We start from the raw sequence: 19917 nt of genomic DNA, 5'->3' as shown, positions 1-19917 counted from the left end.
CCCCGGAGACAGAACAACTCAAACAGGCAAGCTAAAAAAAGGAGAATTGTGCATATTAAAAGACTTTCTTCTGGTTGGCGATGAATATCCGCTTATCTGGTATAAAATTCAAAAAGAGAGCGATACGATTCCGACTTGGTGCTGTTTAAATATTCAATATAAAAAGCTCTCGGAAACGCCTCTTAAAATAATCGGCTTGCGTCAGACTCAAAACGGAGCAGAAGCATTGGTACAAAGCGGGAAAAAACGTATGGTTTTAAACGCTCTGCCCCTTTCTGTTTACAATTTTTCAGAACAAAAAGATTAAACTTATTTATCAATAGCAAAACAATATTAAGAAACCGCTCTGTTTATGCCCTGTTTCTGTCTTGGTCTTTTGCTTTATATCAGTTTTCATCTGCCTGTTTGATCATGGAAGAACTGCATACCCAAAAAGTATTAGCGAAATTTATTTATATTATTTGGGACGATTTAAAACTCATATTTCATTTGCAAGCTACCACTAACACCTTCACGCACTCCGGTATAACCCTGCACACCAAGGTCAACGCTAAAATCATGATTAATCATAGGCTTAATAATTATACCAAGTTCGCCTATCCCTGTTCCGCCTTTTAAGCTTGGGGTGTTTACATTGCCGATTTTTGTTGAGGCTTTTACTTCTCCGTCAAACTCATATTCATAGGAAGCCCCGATATAAGGAGTGGCATTGTTCTCTAGTTTATAATTTAATCTTACGCCGTTACGCCACCGCTGAGAATAAGTATCATGAAATTTTAGTTCATCGCCTAAAATATCAACACTATCACCCTCTTGAAGAGTCCAAAGATATTTTGTTGATACATCTAAGCTAGTCTCTTTATTAATTTGCCAAATATAACCAAGCCCGGTGTGTAAACCATAATAGCGAGATGCACTGTCATATTTTACAGTTATATCAGCCAGATCATTTGTGCTAAAATCTATATCGGCTCTACCTAAGCGAGCGGAAAAGTCAATATAAGCAAAGCTTGGCTGACCCTCATCTTTCAACTCATAATGAGCCAAAATACCGCCACCATAATAAGTAGTATTCCCATTACCTTCAATCGCTGTCGCAGTAAAACTATTATAAGAATCATAATTGCCTTGACCTACTTCAAGAAAAGCACCAACTACAAGCCTGCCAAAACAAAGCTGACTGCCTGCACTGAGCCCCGAGACAAGAGAAAAACCGTCTATATCAACATGCGAACCGGTTTCATAACGAGAAGAACCAACAGACATAGTGCCAAAATGATAAATTCCACTTCGCTGAGTAACATCAATAGCACTCTGTAAACCCTGCTTGCTCACTAAATCTCCGCCTTGGTTAATAAAGGCAAACTCCCCGGCTCTCCCCTCAGAAAAAGTTTTAGCGTTAGGGGAAACTTCTAATGAGTCTAAGGTAATATAAATTTCATGAGCACTTTGATTTATAGGAAAATTGAAGTTATAAGAAGTAAGAATTCCGTTATAAGTAGTGGAACCTTGGTTGGTAATATTCCCTACTAGTGCATTTTGGCTAGATAATAAAATAATTTTATCACCCGGCTTTAGATTGTTTAAAGCATAGGAATTTTTACCAAGACCTAAACCAATATTAGCATCAATGCCGAGATCAATATCATCCGCCCTCATTATTACATTATTATTTTGAATATCACTCGGTAATAAGAAGTTATAATTTTCAAAGTTTTGTATTGAATCTACTCTATGCCCTTTATTACTAATATTTAAAGTATTGCCAGTTCTGTAATCTCCAAAACCAGAATTCGTACCACCACCAAACAGTGCAGGAAGAGTCCCAAAAGTTGGCGAGAAAGTTGGCGAGCCTGAAATATTAACAATATTATTTATTGCTGAACCATTTCCGGATTCAACATAGCCACCGTAGATGTTTTGAAAAACAGTACCACCACTAATACTTACGCTGTTGTTATTAGCGTTTCCGGTTCCGCTTTCAATATAGCCACCGTAGATCAACCCATTAACAATACCATCATTCACAATCACGCTGTTGTTATTAGCGTTTCCGTCTCCGTCATGAACAAAACCGCCATAGATATTTTTAGTAACAGTACCACCATTCATATATACGCTGTTGTCCTTGGCCGAACCGTCGCCTCTATCAATATAGCCACCGTAGATATTTTCATTAACAATACCTTTATTCATATATACAGTGTTAGAATAAGCTTCTCCTGTACCATCGTTAACATAACCACCGTAGATATTCCAATCAGTACCACCACTCATGGTTACACTATTATTATAAGCGTTGCCAGTACCATCATTAACATAGCCACCATAAAGATTATATTCCGCACCACCACTCATGCTTATGCTGTTATCATAGGCACTACCACCGTCCTCAACATAACCACCGTAGATAGCAGAAATAACAGTACCATCAATTATATTTACACGGTTAGAATAAGCGTTACCGTCATAGCTATTACCACCGTAAACGTTTCTTGCAGTAGAAGTATCACCACTCATAGTTACGCTGTTATTATAAACATCACCATCTGTGCCAAAAGCAGCATAACCTCCATACAGGTCTCTAACAGTACCTTTATGCATTTCTACGCTGTTATCATGAGCCGAGCCAGTACCAGTATAAACATATCCACCGTAAATATCCCAAGTAACAGTACCGTCAATCATAGTTACGTTATTATTATAAGCATCTTTGCTTCCGGAATTAACATATCCACCAAAAATACTTTGCTTTGCAGTACCGCCACTCATAGTTACGCTGTTAGAATAAGCCGCACCAGTTATGCTATAGCCACCATAGATGTGTCCTGTAACAGTACCACCGCTCATAGTTACGCTATTAGAGTAAGCATTACCGGAACTACTCCAGCCACCGTAGATATCCACAGCAACAGTACCAAGAGTCATAGTTACGCTGTTATTATAAGCCGATCCTGCTTGGCTGAGTCCACCAAACACATAATTAGGGTTTGTGCCAGCAGCAAAATTAATGTTGATTATATTATTTGCACCAAGAGGGCTAGCCGTTGTCCCAGGAAAAAGAGAGAAGGTCCTTCCTGATCCTACCCACGCTGGAGCTGTTTGTAACAAGGCACTGTTACCATCATAGTCTATTGTTGTAGCTTTTAGAGGCTTAACGCTTAACAAAGAAGCAAAAATTATTAAGCCTACGCCCAAACAACATAAAATTATTTTATTTAAGTACTTTAAATTTAACATTATACTTACATGCCTCGTTATCTTAGACTCGCTATATAAAAAAAATGATAAATTGATAATTATATTTTACTTGATATATTTATCGATTTATCACAAAGATTTACAAACAACAACAAAAAAACGCTAAACGAGTTAACATATTGCATATACTTTAAACTTATTTATAATAATAAGATTAAAGTATAGCCATAATTTAAAAAGAACCTAAGAAACGACCCTGTTTCTGCCTTGTTCTTTTGCTTTATATAAGTTTTCGTCTGCCTGTTTAATCATTAATTCCAAGGCTTCTTCACCCATAAATTTATTCAGTTCGGAAACTCCAAAGCTGGCTGTTACCTTCGTGTGAACACCTTCAAACTCAAAAATGTAGGTTTCTATTTTTTTTCTGACTGTTTCTGCTTTTAAAACAGCACCTTCGATGTTGGTGTTAGGCAAGACAACCGCAAATTCTTCTCCACCGTAACGTCCGAAAACATCTGTTTTTCTTAAGTTTTGACCACCAATTAATGCTATGGTTCTCAAAACATAATCCCCATAAGGGTGTCCGTAATTGTCGTTTATTTTTTTAAAATGGTCTAAATCAAACATAATCAAGCTTAACGGGTTATTCGCACGTTTCGCTTGTTGTATTTCATAACGACTTTTTTCAAAGAAAAAGCCTCTGTTATATATATTGGTTAAGTTATCAGTATGAGCTTTTACTTCAAGTTCTGTCAGCATTGATTTAAACGCTGTAATATTGTAAATAATAACACTATGTCCAATTAAATAAGAGCCTTGTTTAACGTGTGCGACAGAAAGACTATATGTTCTGATGCAATCATTAGATTTTCTGGAAAACTCTTTTAAATGACCGTCTTTCGAGTCTAAAATGGTTGCATCAAAAGGGAGATACTCCATTTCAGAAATACTTGTACCTATACGCACATCTTTAACTTCAGGAAAAATCTCTTTAATAGTTTTGTTTGACTCCATATAGATGCCATCTTTGTCAAAAACAATAACCCCTTCGTGCATAGAGTCTATTACGCTGTCTTTAATTATAGAAGAAAAATTTTCTATACCATAATGTCTCATTGCCCAAAAAAATAAAACCATTGTAAAAGATAAACCATAAGCAGTAATATCAAGATAATAAGTTCCTATCGTTATAACATAGCTTGCAGTCGTAAAAACAGGAATCAACATAGAAATAAAGAAAAAGATCGCCTGTTGCCTAAAGCGTTTTGTTCCATTTAGATAACTAAAAAAAATAGTAAGAAACCCAAGGGCATTAAACGTATACAAATAAAGTTGTTTTAATAAATATACAGGCCCCTGAACATAACTCAGTTGGCTAATTGTTTTATCTGATTGATATTGAAAGCTTTCAAATAAAAGTTGGTTACTTTCCCAAGTATAAGCAAGGATCGTAATAACAATAGGAACAAACATAATAACAGCAATGGAAAATATATCATTAATTGCCTTTCCGCAATATTCTCTAACACACAAAAACCATAATGCGGGAATAAAGGGACGCCCAATATAAGCGACTTTAACGCCGACTATTGCGGCTTCTACTGAGTGGCTAGCTATTTCTAAAAAGTTACCCAGTAAATAAAAAGTAGTGGCTACAGCAAGAAGGTTAAAATAAGCGGATTTTTGCGTATCTTTTTTATAAATTGAAACCACACAAACAAAAAAGCTTATCGCAACTGATAAGCCCGAGGCAAAAAGTAACATTTTTTCCATACTTATTTCATACCAACCTAAAAAAATATCATAATTTATAAACAGTATATTTCACGTTAATACCTAACGCTATATTCACAATCATTATAATTAATAGCTTTATCTATTTGATTTTATTATACACATATTTTAAATTTATTGTCAATGATACTGATAAAGATAAAATATTAATTTATAACATTTCATCTTTGTATATTTTTATTGTATTGTCAACCACTAGATAAAAATTTGACAAAACCAAATAAAAATATGATTTATCAACATTGATATTCCAAGCTCAATACCAAATTAAAGGACAATTTATGTTTTTACGAATATTTTTAATCTGTGCTTTATTACAACTCGGAGTCAACGTTGGGCTTTGTCAGACCAAAGAGGCTCATTTCAATAAAAGAGTAACAAATTCAAGTAAAAAACAGGAATTATTAGAAAAGCAGGCATTATTATTACGAGAAAAAAAGATAAAATATGAAAACGCCATAAAGCTTAATCCCAATAATGCCGAGGCATTTCAAGAACTGGGCAACTGTATAGAGCGGTTAGCTGAATATGAAAAAGATATAACTCAAAAAAAAGCCTTATTAAAAGAAGCCAAATCAAAATATGAACAAGCAATAAAGCTTGACCCTAATAATATTGAGGTAGTGCGCCGTCTTAATGCTTGTATTTATTACAAGTTCGCTAAACTTGAAACAGATGAAACTCAAAAAAAAGCCTTACTTGAAGAAATAAAAACAAACTACGAAAAGGCAATAAAGCTTAATAAGAAAAACCCCACTTTATATCGAGAGTTAGGCACCTTTCTTTCTGCCTCCATAAACATAGAAAGCGACACAGAGAAAAAGAAAAAAAGATTAGAATACGCAATAGAAAACATTAAAAAAGCATGTGATATTAATCCGAAAGACCCATTGACATATGATCTTTTAGGGCGTTATTTTGGTCATTTATCAAACCTTGAGAAAATGTTAGAATATGAAAACGCCATAAAGCTTAACCCCAATAATGCCGAGGCATTTCAAAAACTGGGCAAATGTATAGAGCGGTTAGCTGAATATGAAAAAGATATAACTCAAAAAAAAGCCTTATTAAAAGAAGCCAAATCAAAATATGAACAAGTAATAAACCTTGACCCTTTCAGGCGTAAGGGGATAACCTCTCTCAGCACTTGTATTAGCCACTTATTTAAACTAGAAACAGATGAAACTCAAAAAAAAGCCTTACTTGAAGAAACAAAAACAAACTACGAAAAGGCAATAGAGCTTAATAAAGAAAATGCTTTTTTATATCGAGAGTTAGGGATCTTTCTTTATACCTCCACCGACATAGAAAGCGACACAGAGAAAAAGAAAAAAAGATTAGAATATGCAATAAAAAACATTAAAAAAGCATTAGATATTGAGCCGGATGAGCCATTTATGTGGAATGTTTTAGGGCTTTGTTTTGGTCGCTTATCAACCCTTGAAACAGAAAAAAGTAAAAAGAAGGAATTATTAGAGCAAGCAAGGGAAAAGTTTGAAAAATCAATAAAAGATGTTCCTGACCACTATTCAGGTGCCCTTGACGATTGCCTTCGCGACTTGGCCGAATTAGAAACAGACGAAAACAAAAAGAAAGCATTATTAAAACAGAGAAAAGAAATGCAAGAAAGCTATCGAATAAAAGTACTTAATCGAGACAAAGAACTTAATAGAATAAAAGAACAAAACAATGCAAAATAAAGACATAATCAACGCCCAAAACCAACATTGGAACACAAGTTACACAAAAAACAACGAAATGTTTGGCGAAACTCCCAGTGAACCCGCTGTTTTTGTCGCTAATTTATTTAAAGAACAACAAAAAACAAATCTTTTAGAATTAGGAGCGGGACAAGGTCGTGATACGCTGTTTTTTGGCAACAAAGGGTTTAAAATCTCAGCCCTTGATTATTCACAAATCGGCTTAACGACGATCAAAAACAAGGCTCAAGCTCAAAACCTCTCTAATATTTCTCTCTTCCGCCATGACATTAGAAAAGCGTTGCCGTTTAAAGATGCGACTTTTGACGTTTGTTATGCACACATGCTCTTTTGTATGGCACTAACAACCACGGAACTTATTTTTCTCATGGGCGAAATAAAGCGAGTGCTAAAACCTAAAGGGCTTTGTGTTTATACCGCACGCACCACAGACGACCCGCACTATAAAACAGGCATTCATAGAGGCGAAAATATGTATGAGGTTGGTGGTTTTATTGTCCATTTTTTTAATCAAGAAATGATTAACCAACTCTCAACAGGCTTTGAATTAGTGGACTTAACAGCGTTTCAAGAAGGGACACTGCCACGCCAATTATTTAGGGTAACTTTAAAGAAAATATAATCAAACTTTAATTAAATTTCGTTAAGTTCGTATAAACACTTATCTAGATTCAATCACAAACTTTATACGGAGAGTTTATGTTTTTGCGAATCTTTTTAGTCTTTGTGTTGTTACAAATCGGAATCAGCGTTGAGCTTTGCCAGTCAAAAGAGGCTGATTCCAATAAAAAAGTAACAAATTCAAGTCAAAAGCAGGCATTATTATTACGAGAAAAAAAGATAAAATATGAAAACGCCATAAAGCTTAATCCAAATGATGCTAGTGCGTTTTATAATTTAGGTTGTTGTCTTAGCGAGTTAGCATTCCTTGAATTTGAAATAGGCGGAACGAACCAAAAAGTGCTAGAAGAAGAAGCAAAAGAAAAGTATGAAGAAGCCATAAGGCTTAATCCCCAATATACTCATGCGTTTTATAATCTGGGAAATTCTCTTAGTCTCTTAGCAATGCTTGAAACAGAAGAAAACCAAAAGAAAGCATTATTGGAAGAAGCAAAAGTAAAATATGAAAAAGTAATAAGACTTACGCCAAATAATGCCCTGGCGTTTAATAATCTAGGCAATTGTTTTTTTACGCTAGGCGAACTTGAAGATAATTCTAAAAAATACAAAAGCCAAAAGAAAGCATTACTGAAAGAAGCAATAAAAAACTATAAAAAAGCCACAAAAATTGATCAAACATTTTACGGGGCGTTCTGTAACCTATCTCTTTGCCTTAGCGACTTAGCCAAACTAGAAACAGACGAAAACAAAAAAGAAGAATTATTAAAACAACAAAAAGAAGCTCAAAAAAAATATAACCAACTAATAAATAAAAAATAAAAACCTAACAACACACCATAAAAAATATTTGTATTTTATCAAAAGTTATATTAAACATAAACTAATACCTAAAAAAGCAGGATTAACTTTATGAATTACCAAAAACATATGAAAAAAACTCTGTTGATATTCTCCACGCTTTGCTTTTTATATAGCCCTGCCCTTTCACAAGAAGCAGGCGAAACTCCAAAAAATACCAAACAACAAAAAACAAATCACTTATTAGGTGCTCCCGTTAACGTTGGTGCAAGCAGTAACGTTGTTATCCCCAAAGGCGTTTTGCTTATCTCTCCTAACTACAGTATAAGAGAAAAATACAGCTCATCAGGACCCGGCAACAAACAAACTCCTAACGTTGATTCAAGCATTTTTATTACGAAAATACGCTACGGCTTAGCCGACAGAGTGGAACTAAGAATTAACGTGCCTTATACAACTTTTACCAGTCATGCACCAAAAAATGGACCGGTTTATAATAGAGACGGATTCGGCGATATTAATATAATGGGAGCATATCAAATCACTGCTCAAAAATTTGGCGACCCTGTAACAACAATCGCCACTCTCGGTGTTGGTCTGCCCACTGCCGAAAAGGGAAAAAGTACGAGTGTTATCCCGGGTAACGCCTCTTGGTCGGGGATAGCGAAAACAGGGATAAGAAAAGACTTTAACCAAACTCACCGCCTTGAAACCGAATTGTCTTATACCTTATATATGAACGAGGGTAATTTAGACACAAAAAAAGGCGATGTACTTATGCTAAACTCACAATATCGCTATATGACTCAACATAATTTTGATATAGGAATAGAAAATATTATCGAAAAAACATTCAGTAGCGAAGTAAAAGGAAGAAACCAAAAAGATGATTCTTTTAGCTGTTACGTTGGGCCTTCTGTTAACGTGTCTATTCCTGTTGTTGATATGTGGGTCGGAGCCGGAGTATTCGCCGGAGTTGTCAATGATAACAGACAACGTAAACCCGTAGAAGACTATAGAGTTGATTTTAAAGTCGGAAAGTTTTTCTTCTAACCCCCCAAAAAAAACTTTAAATTTTTTGTGTTAAACTAAAGACATAAACACATCCAACTCAAGCAAAATCAATTAAACACTTGTCCAAATAATTTTATATTGATATGTTGACCAGATGGGAAGTTATAACCGTTCACGCATAGATTATTTTTTACGAATTATTGGCATCGGTCTTTTTTTAGGGCTGATCATCACTGTATCCGTACATTTTATTCTGTTCCCCAATGAAGTTATAAAAACCGAACTCGCTTATATCAGTAAAAAAACAATTGAATTTACAACAGATTATTACCAAATTTTTGTATTTGTTTATGTCTGTTTTATCGGTGCTATAATTTTTTTAGAAAATCAAAACTCAAATAGCACTCTTAATTGGTTGTTTATACTTATTTTATTCCCAATAGTGGGCATTATTGCTTATTGGATATTAGGTCCTGACTTGCGTTATCATAGTCGCCGAAAAAGACTTAAACTCCCTAAACAACAAAAAATTCAACATCAAAAACATACAGAAAGTGCTAACCCCTTTATTAATAAAACAGCAGCATTAATTTATTCTAGCTCATTGGAAGAGTTGCATACCAATTGTAGCGTTAAAATACTACTGGACGGAGAACAAACCTATTCCGCCATGCTTGAAAAAATACGCATGGCAAAAAAAAGTGTTTTCTTTCAAAGTTTTATTATAGCCAATGATGAAATAGGCGAAACATTTAAAAAAGAACTCGCCCAAAAAGCACGAGAAGGTTTAAGCGTTTGTTTACTTTATGACGCTGTCGGAAGCTGGAAATTAAGCAGAAGTTCCCTTGCTGAACTCAAAAAAGCCGGCGTTTATGTTTATTCATTTTTACCAACCTCTCTACCGATGTTGCGTGGGGCTAATTACAGAAACCACAGAAAAACTCTTATCATAGACAATACTTGGGGTTTTATGGGTGGTGTAAACATTCGAGAATATTACCTTAAAAACACCAACGGTCAACTCCCTTGGCGTGATACGCATTGCATGCTACAAGGCCCTGTCATAAAAAGCCTGTTACAAACCTTACTCCATGATCTCGAAATTTGTGGAGCATCAGAAACTTTAATCCAATACATCAAACAAGATATTAAGACTCAACACACTGCTCAAGGCTCAACAACGCTACAAATCGCAACCAGCGGACCTGACTCTGACTGGGATACTATAAAAAAAGCTTACCTTTCTCTTTTTACTACTGCCAAAAAAAATCTTTGGATAACAACGCCTTATCTAATTCCGGGTTCAGGTTTACAAGACGCTCTTTGTGTCGCGGCTCTAAGCGGTGTTGATGTACGCATTCTTATTCCGGGAGAACCCGATCACCCAATGGTCTTTTGGGCGAGTCTTCACTCTTGTGAAGAACTATTGCGTGCCGGTGTAAGAATATATCAATATAAACCGGACAGATTTATTCACGCTAAAACAACCGTTTGTGATTCGGCTGTTTTTTCTGTCGGAACAGCAAATATTGATACTCGCAGTTTTAGTATTAACTTTGAATCACAAGCTTTTATTTATGATGCCGAACTCGCCAAAGAAGGGGAAAAGATTTTTCTTAAAGATATATCTACCGCCAAAGAACTTGTTTTTGAACAGTGGATTAAACGCCCTCTTTCTCAAAAGATACGAGAAAATATCGGAAAGCTCATTACTCCAATGGCGTAATTACGGAATCACAACAAAGTTTTAACTTTTAAAGATAAAACTCGCTCTTATTTTTACAAACAAAAAATATCAGGCCGATATTTTAAAATATTTACGGTTTAATATAAGCAAAACCCTCACTTTGTCTTTTGGCAAGCTCAATAATCCCCGCCGGCACAACGATAACAAAGTCATATAACTCGTTTGGAAAAATATTAAACTTTTTCAAGGCATTATTACAAGCAGCAATATTAACATCATCTCTAATTTCGTTTAACGATTTTGACAAATCATCATCAGCGGCATTTTTTAGTTTCAAAACGGCATTTCCATTTGCAACTATTTCTATTTCAATATTTGAATCATATTCTTTTTTATAATTAATTGTATTTCTTGTATTTTCTAAAACAGCAGCCCAATTATCCTGATTGTTAACATGCAATAAAATTTTCATTTTTACTCTCTTTGTTTTGGTGTTAAATTAAAAATCGATGAAATTTCAAAATTATATCAGTTTATTGCAAAACCAACTTGCTTGCATTCTAAAAAAGAAAAACAGGTCTGACAAGCGGTTTTATTTTAATGAAATAACATGATCTTTAATAAGATAAGCCAAAACACAAATTATTTAAAGCTTGAAAGAATAAAAATTTCAAGATAATAACAGGAAAGGCTTGTTTTGACTTCCGCTCCCATATTATAAATATTGGCTGTTCTCATATTCCATAATCACAGCATCTTCCGCTTGAGCCTTACAGTCTAAACTTGCAAAAAAGCTCAACAAACATTCCCACCATAATCAGGATTGTATACATGAATGCTCGTGATATTATGCAAGCACCGCTTAAAACCTTAAATGAAAAAACAACAATGCGAGAAGCCGTTGCCTTTTTTAGAAAAGAAAACGTATGTGGGGTGCAAGTTGTTAACAAACAAGGTGTTTTTTTAGGAATACTCTCTCGTGATGATGTATATGCCGCTCTTGCGTCGGGAAGAGTAGAAATAGATAACGATATAACCTGTAATATCCGCTATATGATTTGTTCCGTTCACCCGGATACAAGTATAGATAGTTTAAAAAAATATGGCAGTTCGTTTTTAACCGTTATCGAAAACGGACAAATACTCGGCGGTATCGACTTAATGTCGATTAAAGCAATCACAAAAGAACTTACACCATATGAACAACCGCCCGAGAATATTTCTTCTCATATCTTACAAAATTTGCCTGATGCTACTTTTATTGTTGATGATAGTTGGAATATCAAATGGTTTAACGCAATGGCAGGTATCTTGTGTTTTGGAAACTCAGACTTTATTATCGGAAAATCACTATATACTTTATTTGAAGAATCTGGTTTTACGCTTGAAACAGAAAAAAATGACAAAAAAGCAATCATTATTGCCTCTCGAGATGATACACGCTTTATAATAATTACTCTTCCCGTAAATAACGGACAAAAAACAGATCACATAATTTTTATGCGAAATGTTCAATATGATATTCTTAACACCCAAGAAGTCAATAAATGGCGTATACTCTCAAAAGAACGTGATGCCATAATCGATTCATCATTTGACGGACTCTTTATTACCGACGACCAAGGGCGTGTTCTACGTCTTAACAGTGCCTATGAACGCATTACCGGAATAACCGCCGCAGACGTACTTGGAAAAAAAATGTCAGAACTCGTAAGCGACAATACTTATGATGAATCTGTAACTATGAAAGTTCTTAAAAGCAAAAAAAGAGAAACAATACTGCAAAAAATTCGAGGAAGTAAGTCTATTGTTGTTACAGGAAACCCAATTTTTGACGATAACGGCAATATTTGGCGAGTCTTAACCAACGTCAGAGACGTAACCGAGCTTCGTAGCCTTCAAAAAGAACTTGAACGTATGGCGGCAGTACAACGCCAATATCAAAAAGAAATTAACACACTAAGATATAGCATGAACGCCACCCCTGATATAATTATAAGTTCAGCTAAAATGCGTGAAGTATATAATCAGGCAATACAACTCGCTCAAGTTGACTCTTCTGTTTTGATTACGGGCGAATCAGGCGTGGGAAAAGAAGTTGTCTCAGGCATAATTCATCAAAACAGCCACAGACGTAACGCCCCTTTTATAAAAATAAGTTGTGCCACCATACCTGAACAACTTTTAGAATCAGAACTTTTTGGATATATGCCTGGTGCTTTTACCGGTGCGTTACGCAACGGGAAACAAGGGTTGTTTGAACTTGCCAACAACGGAACTTTATTGCTTGATGAAGTTGGAGAACTCCCCACCACGCTACAAGTTAAACTTTTAAGAGTGCTTCAAGAAAGAGTTGTTACGCCTCTTGGCGGAGTTCGCAGCGTCCCTGTTGATGTTCGCATTATTGCGGCGACCAACCAAAATTTGGAAGAAATGATAAAAACAAAATTATTCAGAACCGATCTTTTTTATAGGCTTAATGTTGTACCATTGGTGATTCCGCCTTTAAGAGAACGACGTGAAGATATTTTTGATTTTATCTATTATTTTTTAAACCGCTATAACAAAAAATATGGATTTAACAAACACATCGACCCTGATGCTTTATCGCCCCTAATCTCTGCCAAGTGGCCGGGGAACGTTCGCCAGTTAAGTAATACGATTGAACGAGCCGTTGTTATGACCAATAACAATATTATTACTCAAGAAGATATACTTAAAATTATGCACGATTCTCAAAGCAAAGAAGAACTTGCTTCTTTTACAACTCCAAAAACACTTCAAGAAATTGTAGAAACAGCAGAAAAAACAGCCCTTATCAACGCACTTCAAGCGCATAAAAACACAAGAGCAACAGCAAAAGCCCTAGGTATCAATCAATCAACAGTAGTACGCAAAGCTAAATATTACGGAATTCCATTAAACACAAACAGTTAAGCCCAAACAATGCAAGCTCAAGCCCTGATGCATTCACGCATCTTATTGATGCAATAAAGCATCACAGCTTTATCTACTACACATTTCAAATTCACAGGTTTTATTCGTTGATAAATGCAAGATAAAACATTTTTCTATACAAAACAACAAATTAAAAACAAATACTTTCACTCACAACCATTGATGCATTTTAGCATCAAACAAGTAAAATTCCAAATTTTCCAAATTTACACAAATAAAACTAACACACTGTAATATATAATTTTTTTAGTGCCAATTTTATTCTTTTAAAAAAGATTAAGTTGGCACTACTTTTGTATATGAACCCTTACTATTTGTTTCAGTGCTTAAAATAAAAGCGTTGAATACTCTCTTTTAGTTTTATACAGGAGAAAAAAACATGCACGGTTTTTACAACAGAGGCTTACGCATCGACCTTGGTTCAGGTCAGCATGAGGTTTTTAACATACCTGACGCTCTTTTGTCTATCACTCTAGGTGGTAAAGGACTTGCAACTCATTTTTTATTACAAGAAAATATCGCCGAAGTTGATCCGCTTGGGAAAGATAACGCCATAATCTTTACCACCGGTCCAATAACCGCCTCAAGCGTTTGGGGTTCTTCTCGCTATGGTGTCTTTACCAAGTCTCCGCAAACAGGATTTTATTCCGAATCATACAGTGGCGGAAAAGCTCCGGAATATATGGACGCCGCAGGCTATGATATAATAATCGTTAAAGGTATCTCAGACAAACCTGTATGGCTTGAAATCAGCGATACTAAAGTAAAAATACACTCGGCTAAAGACATCTGGGGAATGGAAACTTATGCCACCGAAGATGCTCTACGCCAAAAAGTTATGGAATTATGCGGAGAAAAATGCGGTCCGATAGTTATTGGACCGGCCGCCGAAAATAAAGTTTGCTTTGCTGTTATCGAAAATGATTACTGGAGAAGTGCCGGGCGTACGGGGGTCGGAACAGTTCTTGGCTCAAAACAAGTCAAAGGTATAGCCTTTTATGGAAAAGCACGTCGCACAATCGCAAATCAAGCTCTCTTAAAAGAATTTGTAAAAGAAATTTCAAATCGTGCCAAAGAAGACAAAGGTGTTCAAGTTTACAAAAAAGTAGGAACCACCGGTCTTGTAGATTTAATGAACGAAATAGGCGGGTTTCCGTCTCGTTGTTGGCAAAAAGGACGAGTAGAACACAGAAACGGAATTAACAGCACAGCCTTGCATGAACGCTGTGAAGTAGTACCAAAATCTTGCGCCAAGTGTCTGATGTCGTGCGGAAGACTTTCAACCATAAAAAACGGAAAATATGCAGGTTTAACGGTTGAAGGACCTGAATATGAAACGATTTATGCTTTTGGTGGTTTATGTGAAATCGCAGATATTGAAGACATACTCTATCTTAACGATCTTTGCGATCGCCTCGGCATGGATACTATAAGTGCGGGTAACCTTGCCGCATTAACAATTGAAGCTTCTCGCCTCGGGCGTATTGAACTCAAACTTGACTATGGCGACACTGATGGAGTGGCAAACTTGTTGCGTGATATAGCCTATCGTCGCAATCTCGGCGAAATCCTCAGCAAGGGGATCAAATATGCAAGTAAAGAGTGGAAAATGGAACATATGGCTGTTCATGTTAAAGGCTTGGAGCCAGCCGGCTATGACCCACGGATATTAAAAGGCATGGGGCTTGCTTACGCTACTTCTGACCGTGGAGCTTGCCACCTTAGAGCAACCTTTTACAAGCCTGAACTTGCGGGCATGGTTGATAAAAACAGCATCGAAGGCAAAGCGGCGATATTTAAAACTTGGGAAGATCGCTTGACTTATTTTGATATGCTGATTTTATGCCGTTTTTATCGTGATATGTATCAATGGGAAGAACTCAGGATTATCACCGAAGCTCTAACAGGTTTACACCTCAGTAATGATGATATGATTAATATGGCATCAAAAGTTACTGATAACACACGCAGATTTAACTTACGAGCAGGGCTACAACCTAATGACGATACTCTCCCCGTTGCTCTGACGAAAAATCCTTTACCTGAAACAGGTCAAGCCATTAGTGCAGAAGATGTGAAAATCATGGTTAGCGAATATTATCAAACACGTCATTGGAGTGAAAATAACGGCAACCCTGATGCATAACAAATAACAATAAGCAACAGCGAAATCAGATTCTCAATAATTTCAATTTATAAGGAGGTATAAACAAAACTACGCTACCTTTATAACTTTTAGCAATTAACTTTTAGCAATTTTGATATTTTTTCTTAAGCAAAAGGAGGCTTTATGAGTTTTTTAGGTCCAATGTTTAAACGTGAACACGGGAAGGTTCAGCCTTATATTCCTTTAGGTCCGTTTCAACTTCGTCTTCCATTCATTCATTATCGTTTCGAGTTGCCTGATTTTATTCAAGGCTTGCTCATGTGTGCCGTATGTCTTGGGGTTATTCCTCTATTACAAGAATATTTGGGAATGCCTTTTGAAGTAGCAATCACCATCGTTATTATCAACGGATTTTTTTATTTGTGGCATGCACATCTTGGCGACCCGGTAGTTCCCGGTTGGATTACGCCGGCTATTCCTCTTTTACTTTTATGGCTTAAAGAATTTCCCGAAGGACCGGAACGGGTTCAAGCGTTAATCGCCTTTGAATTTGAGCTTGGACTTTTTGCTTTTATCTTGGGATTTACAGGGCTTGCCAAGCGTTTTGTCGATATGGTTCCTGATGCAATAAAAGCAGGGATCTTGCTTGGTGCAGGTATTGCGGCTGTACGTCTTGTTTTTCAGCCAGGTGGACGTTTTGACCTTTACCCTTGGACGATTACTATCTCTATCGGTTTTGCGTTTTATGTACTCTTTTCTAACCACTTTAAATCATTACGCTCAAAAAGCACTTTACTTAAACACCTTTCCGACCTTGGACTTATGCCGGCATTAATTCTTGCAATTATTGTCGCACCATTAGTAAAAGAACTACCCTTCCCCGATATTCAATGGGGTTTCACAGTTCCACAATTCACCACTTTATTTACGGAATGGACTCCTTTCGCCGCGCGTATTGGTTGGCCTCCGTTAAGCGTTTATCTTCACGCCGCTCCTTTGGTTTTTGCTGTTTACATTGTACTCTTTGGTGAGTTAATTCAAGCAGAAGCACTTATTGATGAATCTCGTGCCGCCCGTGGTGGAGATGAAGACATTCACTTTAACGCAAACCTTAACAATAAAATTGTTGGTATCAGAAATATCGGTATGTCCATGCTCGGTCCTGATATTTCCATGTGTGGTCCGATGTGGGCAGCCATGCAGGTCGTAGAATGTGAACGCTACAAGCACGGACCGGAAGCTATGGACAGCTTATACGGTGGTGTGGGTTCTTTCCGTTGGGGTACTTTTGCCGGTTATTTCTTCCTACCGATAGTTACCTTAGTTAAGCCAATTTTACCGATAGCTCTCGCCCTTACCATGTTGGTTCAAGGTTATGTTGCTGTGCGAGTTGGTATTCTTAAAGCCAGAACCTTTAATGATCTTGGTATAGCCGGTATCATTGCAGCAGTTCTTATAACCAGAGAAGCCGCCGCTGCCTTTGGAGTTGGAATAGTCTTATGTTTATTGATTTACGGAAAAGACTTTTTCCGCAACTGGCAAACTTATGATAAACAAAAAGACCCTGTTTTTAACTCAAAAATTGGCGAAGAATAAAACTCAAAAAATGTTGTATTTTCAATATCAACTTCAACTAGCAGTATACACATATTAACAACAGGAGTAACTCATGAATAAGATTAACACGTTTCAAACTACAACCCGCACAATTATGGGTCCGGGAGCAATAAAAAATATAGTTGCCGAAGCTAAAAGACTTGGCGGAACAAAAGCAATGATCATTACCGACCCCGGGTTGGTAAAAACAGGAATTGTTAATGAGCTTGAATCTTTGCTCAATAAAGGTAATATCGGATTTTCACGCTTTGACTCGGTAGAAGCAGACCCATCTTATGAAACCGCAATCACAGCCGCCGAACAAGTTAAAAAAGACGGTGCGGATATTATAATCGGAATTGGTGGCGGTTCTGCTCAAGATATAGCCAAGGTTTCATCAATTCTTGTTACCAACAAAGGTCCAATTTCCGAATATTTTGGAATTGACTTAGTTCCTAACCCTGGAATGAAACTTATTCTTATTCCAACAACTGCGGGAACAGGTAGCGAGGTTACCCCTATCGCTATTCTTTCAGATCACAAAGAAAAGTTGAAAAAAGGTATCGTGAGCATGCACCTTTTCCCTTCTACCGCTCTACTTGATCCATTACTTACTGTTGGGCTACCTCCTCATGTTACTGCCGCAACAGGTATGGACGCACTGATCCACGCTATTGAAGCATTCACTTCCAAAAACGCTACTGATATGACAGATATGCTTGCAATTCAAGCGATTAAACTCATAAACAAAAACATTCGTACAGCTTACGCCAACGGAGAAAACCTCGAAGCTCGTGAGGGCATGCTTGAAGGCAGTATGCTTGCCGGAATGGCTTTTGCCAACGCCGGAGTTACCGCAGTTCACGCTTTTGCTTACCCTATAGGTGCAGAGTTCCATATTCCTCACGGGGTAGCAAACAGCATTATGCTTGTCCCTGTTATGGAATTTAACATGCTTGGAAACCTTGAAAAGTTTGCACGTTTAGCTGAAATTCTCGGTGAAAAAACTCAAGGACTCTCGCTTAGAGATTCCGCCTTGCGTGCCGTAGAAACCTTGCGTACTCTGACTATAGACCTAAATGTGCCTAACAAGCTTAGTTCTTTTGGAGTAAAAGCATCCGACATACCCGAACTTGCCAAAGGAGTTATGAAAGTAACTCGTCTTTTGGCAAATAACCCACGCGTATTACGTGTTGAAGATGCAGAAGCAATTTACAAACGTGTTTTATAATGCTATTATTGAGATAAATGTTTATCGTTAAACATTGGTCTTTAACTTTTCTTAAAACAAGAAAGCGAGTCGGAAAATTTCGGCTCGCTTATGGTATTTAATATGATAGAAACTATGATAGAAATAGACGCTCAGGCAATCTCATATATAAAAAAACGCTCAGGCGTTTTAACTATTGGGTTAAAACTTGAACCCGCTATCGGCGGTTGAGCTTGTTCCGATAAAAACATCGCCGGGAGCTATGTACCATATGTCAGCATAGGGCAACCCAAAAACCCTGAAAAATATAATGTATCCATCATAGACGAAATTACTGTATATTGTAACCCACGCCTCGAGTTAAAACACGGAGCCAAACACTTTAGCGTAAGACTGCGTAAATTGTTATGCCTAAGTTGGCTAGAACTTGACGGTGCAATCGGCATTCCGCTTTATAGTTAGAAACACTCGCCAATATATAAATCTTTACCAGTATGTTATCATATTAAAACAAAAAGTATTTTAAAACATATTGAAAGTATTTTAAATCAAAGAATTAAGCCACTTACTCGCCTTTATGGCTCCTTTCGGAGTCAAATGGTCTGTATCTCCAAAGTCTTCTGATTCAAGGTTGTTTGGAGAAAATAAATCAACAATTTTTATATTTTTATTTTTTACTGCTAAAAACAAATCACAAAAAATGTTGTCAGGGATAAATTTCTTATAGTCTTCTCTCGCGGGTGGAATAACTATTATTAACTCATGCTTAATTTGTTGAGAAAGTTCTATTATTTTATATAAATACTCTAATTCATTTTTCGGTCTGTTGTATGCCAACAAGTGTTGTTTAACTCTATCACCAACAGACAGCTCTTGTCCAAAAAAAATCTCAGGAGATAAATAACCAAAAGTATCGCTCGGGCGAATTTGTCTCTTTGCATATTGTCTTTTGTGATTATCAAACATGGTTTTAGAAATATTACAACTATCTTCTCCCCAATCAATATCATAGCAATATTTAAACCCCAAACATAATCCTTGTAACGATGGGCTTTTTCGTACGCAAAAACCTTTTGAAAAAACAGAGTAAAACAAAACAACAGTCTTAAGTTTAGGTAAATCTTTATATATCTTATTGTAAATATGATATGAATAATACAAATCTTGACTAGTTGAACATAAATTAAAAATATTATTTTTTATGTAAAGA

General features: G+C 36.4%; 14 protein-coding genes. 10 read left to right on the top strand and 4 right to left on the bottom strand.

Annotated features, from left to right (window positions below):
- Nucleotides 1-46 precede the first annotated feature (46 nt).
- Complete coding sequence (locus tag BT999_RS01810) at nucleotides 47-307, top strand: hypothetical protein (protein WP_072695875.1); 261 nt, start codon at nucleotides 47-49, stop codon at nucleotides 305-307.
- 164 nt (nucleotides 308-471) lie between these two features.
- Here the strand turns inward: BT999_RS01810 and BT999_RS01805 are convergent, their stop codons facing one another.
- Nucleotides 472-3240: an autotransporter outer membrane beta-barrel domain-containing protein gene (locus BT999_RS01805; RefSeq protein WP_072695873.1), complete on the bottom strand. Its 2769-nt coding sequence runs from the start codon at nucleotides 3238-3240 to the stop codon at nucleotides 472-474.
- A 204-nt stretch (nucleotides 3241-3444) separates the two neighbouring features.
- Nucleotides 3445-4974, bottom strand: a complete 1530-nt coding sequence (locus tag BT999_RS01800; RefSeq protein WP_072695871.1) for a histidine kinase N-terminal 7TM domain-containing diguanylate cyclase — start codon at nucleotides 4972-4974, stop codon at nucleotides 3445-3447.
- Nucleotides 4975-5276: 302 nt separating this feature from the next.
- On the opposite strand from BT999_RS01800, the gene BT999_RS01795 reads away from it, so the two are divergent.
- The 5 genes from BT999_RS01795 to cls all read left to right on the top strand — a co-directional run bounded on the left by BT999_RS01795 (nucleotide 5277) and on the right by cls (nucleotide 10875).
- Entirely contained in the window at nucleotides 5277-6695 is a 1419-nt protein-coding gene (locus tag BT999_RS01795; RefSeq protein ID WP_072695869.1) for a tetratricopeptide repeat protein, read from the top strand.
- On the top strand, nucleotides 6685-7338 hold the full coding sequence (locus BT999_RS01790; protein ID WP_072695867.1) for a class I SAM-dependent methyltransferase: 654 nt from the start codon (nucleotides 6685-6687) through the stop codon (nucleotides 7336-7338). Before BT999_RS01795 ends, BT999_RS01790 begins: the two co-directional genes overlap by 11 nt.
- Before the next feature lie 77 nt (nucleotides 7339-7415).
- A complete protein-coding gene (locus BT999_RS01785; RefSeq protein WP_072695864.1) occupies nucleotides 7416-8156 on the top strand; it encodes a tetratricopeptide repeat protein in 741 nt (246 codons plus the stop codon).
- Nucleotides 8157-8246: 90 nt separating this feature from the next.
- The gene (locus BT999_RS01780) at nucleotides 8247-9188 is read left to right on the top strand and encodes a transporter (protein WP_072695862.1); all 942 of its coding nucleotides are present in this window, start codon (nucleotides 8247-8249) and stop codon (nucleotides 9186-9188) included.
- A 115-nt stretch (nucleotides 9189-9303) separates the two neighbouring features.
- Complete coding sequence (cls, locus tag BT999_RS01775; protein WP_072695860.1) at nucleotides 9304-10875, top strand: cardiolipin synthase; 1572 nt, start codon at nucleotides 9304-9306, stop codon at nucleotides 10873-10875.
- Nucleotides 10876-10966: 91 nt separating this feature from the next.
- Here cls and BT999_RS01770 read toward each other — a convergent pair whose 3' ends face one another.
- Entirely contained in the window at nucleotides 10967-11308 is a 342-nt protein-coding gene (locus tag BT999_RS01770; protein WP_072695858.1) for a DsrE family protein, read from the bottom strand.
- Nucleotides 11309-11667: 359 nt separating this feature from the next.
- On the opposite strand from BT999_RS01770, the gene BT999_RS01765 reads away from it, so the two are divergent.
- The 4 genes from BT999_RS01765 to BT999_RS01750 all read left to right on the top strand — a co-directional run bounded on the left by BT999_RS01765 (nucleotide 11668) and on the right by BT999_RS01750 (nucleotide 18728).
- A complete protein-coding gene (locus tag BT999_RS01765; protein ID WP_072695856.1) occupies nucleotides 11668-13773 on the top strand; it encodes a sigma 54-interacting transcriptional regulator in 2106 nt (701 codons plus the stop codon).
- Between the two features lie 400 nt (nucleotides 13774-14173).
- Complete coding sequence (locus tag BT999_RS01760) at nucleotides 14174-15940, top strand: aldehyde ferredoxin oxidoreductase family protein (RefSeq protein WP_072695854.1); 1767 nt, start codon at nucleotides 14174-14176, stop codon at nucleotides 15938-15940.
- A 144-nt stretch (nucleotides 15941-16084) separates the two neighbouring features.
- Nucleotides 16085-17497, top strand: coding sequence for a pectate lyase family protein (locus BT999_RS01755; protein ID WP_072695852.1), 1413 nt, complete (start codon nucleotides 16085-16087; stop codon nucleotides 17495-17497).
- A gap of 73 nt (nucleotides 17498-17570) precedes the next feature.
- Complete coding sequence (locus BT999_RS01750; protein ID WP_072695850.1) at nucleotides 17571-18728, top strand: iron-containing alcohol dehydrogenase; 1158 nt, start codon at nucleotides 17571-17573, stop codon at nucleotides 18726-18728.
- A 522-nt stretch (nucleotides 18729-19250) separates the two neighbouring features.
- On the opposite strand, the gene BT999_RS01740 is transcribed toward BT999_RS01750, so the two are convergent.
- A complete protein-coding gene (locus BT999_RS01740) occupies nucleotides 19251-19736 on the bottom strand; it encodes a hypothetical protein (RefSeq protein WP_072695848.1) in 486 nt (161 codons plus the stop codon).
- Nucleotides 19737-19917: the final 181 nt, after the last annotated feature.

Source organism: Desulfovibrio litoralis DSM 11393, from assembly GCF_900143255.1.
In the GTDB taxonomy this organism is placed as follows: domain Bacteria; phylum Desulfobacterota; class Desulfovibrionia; order Desulfovibrionales; family Desulfovibrionaceae; genus Frigididesulfovibrio_A; species Frigididesulfovibrio_A litoralis.
This window is presented reverse-complemented; position numbering and strand designations above follow the sequence as displayed.

Excerpts from the sequence above, each read along its gene's own strand:
- BT999_RS01780 (WP_072695862.1), top strand. The coding sequence starts at position 8,247 with ATGAATTACCAAAAACATATGAAAAAAACTCTGTTGATATTCTCCACG.
- BT999_RS01765 (WP_072695856.1), top strand. The coding sequence starts at position 11,668 with ATGAATGCTCGTGATATTATGCAAGCACCGCTTAAAACCTTAAATGAA.
- BT999_RS01760 (WP_072695854.1), top strand. The coding sequence starts at position 14,174 with ATGCACGGTTTTTACAACAGAGGCTTACGCATCGACCTTGGTTCAGGT.
- BT999_RS01750 (WP_072695850.1), top strand. The coding sequence starts at position 17,571 with ATGAATAAGATTAACACGTTTCAAACTACAACCCGCACAATTATGGGT.
- BT999_RS01790 (WP_072695867.1), top strand. The coding sequence starts at position 6,685 with ATGCAAAATAAAGACATAATCAACGCCCAAAACCAACATTGGAACACA.
- BT999_RS01770 (WP_072695858.1), bottom strand. The coding sequence starts at position 11,308 with ATGAAAATTTTATTGCATGTTAACAATCAGGATAATTGGGCTGCTGTT.
- BT999_RS01755 (WP_072695852.1), top strand. The coding sequence starts at position 16,085 with ATGAGTTTTTTAGGTCCAATGTTTAAACGTGAACACGGGAAGGTTCAG.
- BT999_RS01800 (WP_072695871.1), bottom strand. The coding sequence starts at position 4,974 with ATGGAAAAAATGTTACTTTTTGCCTCGGGCTTATCAGTTGCGATAAGC.
- BT999_RS01795 (WP_072695869.1), top strand. The coding sequence starts at position 5,277 with ATGTTTTTACGAATATTTTTAATCTGTGCTTTATTACAACTCGGAGTC.
- cls (WP_072695860.1), top strand. The coding sequence starts at position 9,304 with ATGGGAAGTTATAACCGTTCACGCATAGATTATTTTTTACGAATTATT.
- BT999_RS01785 (WP_072695864.1), top strand. The coding sequence starts at position 7,416 with ATGTTTTTGCGAATCTTTTTAGTCTTTGTGTTGTTACAAATCGGAATC.
- BT999_RS01805 (WP_072695873.1), bottom strand. The coding sequence starts at position 3,240 with ATGTTAAATTTAAAGTACTTAAATAAAATAATTTTATGTTGTTTGGGC.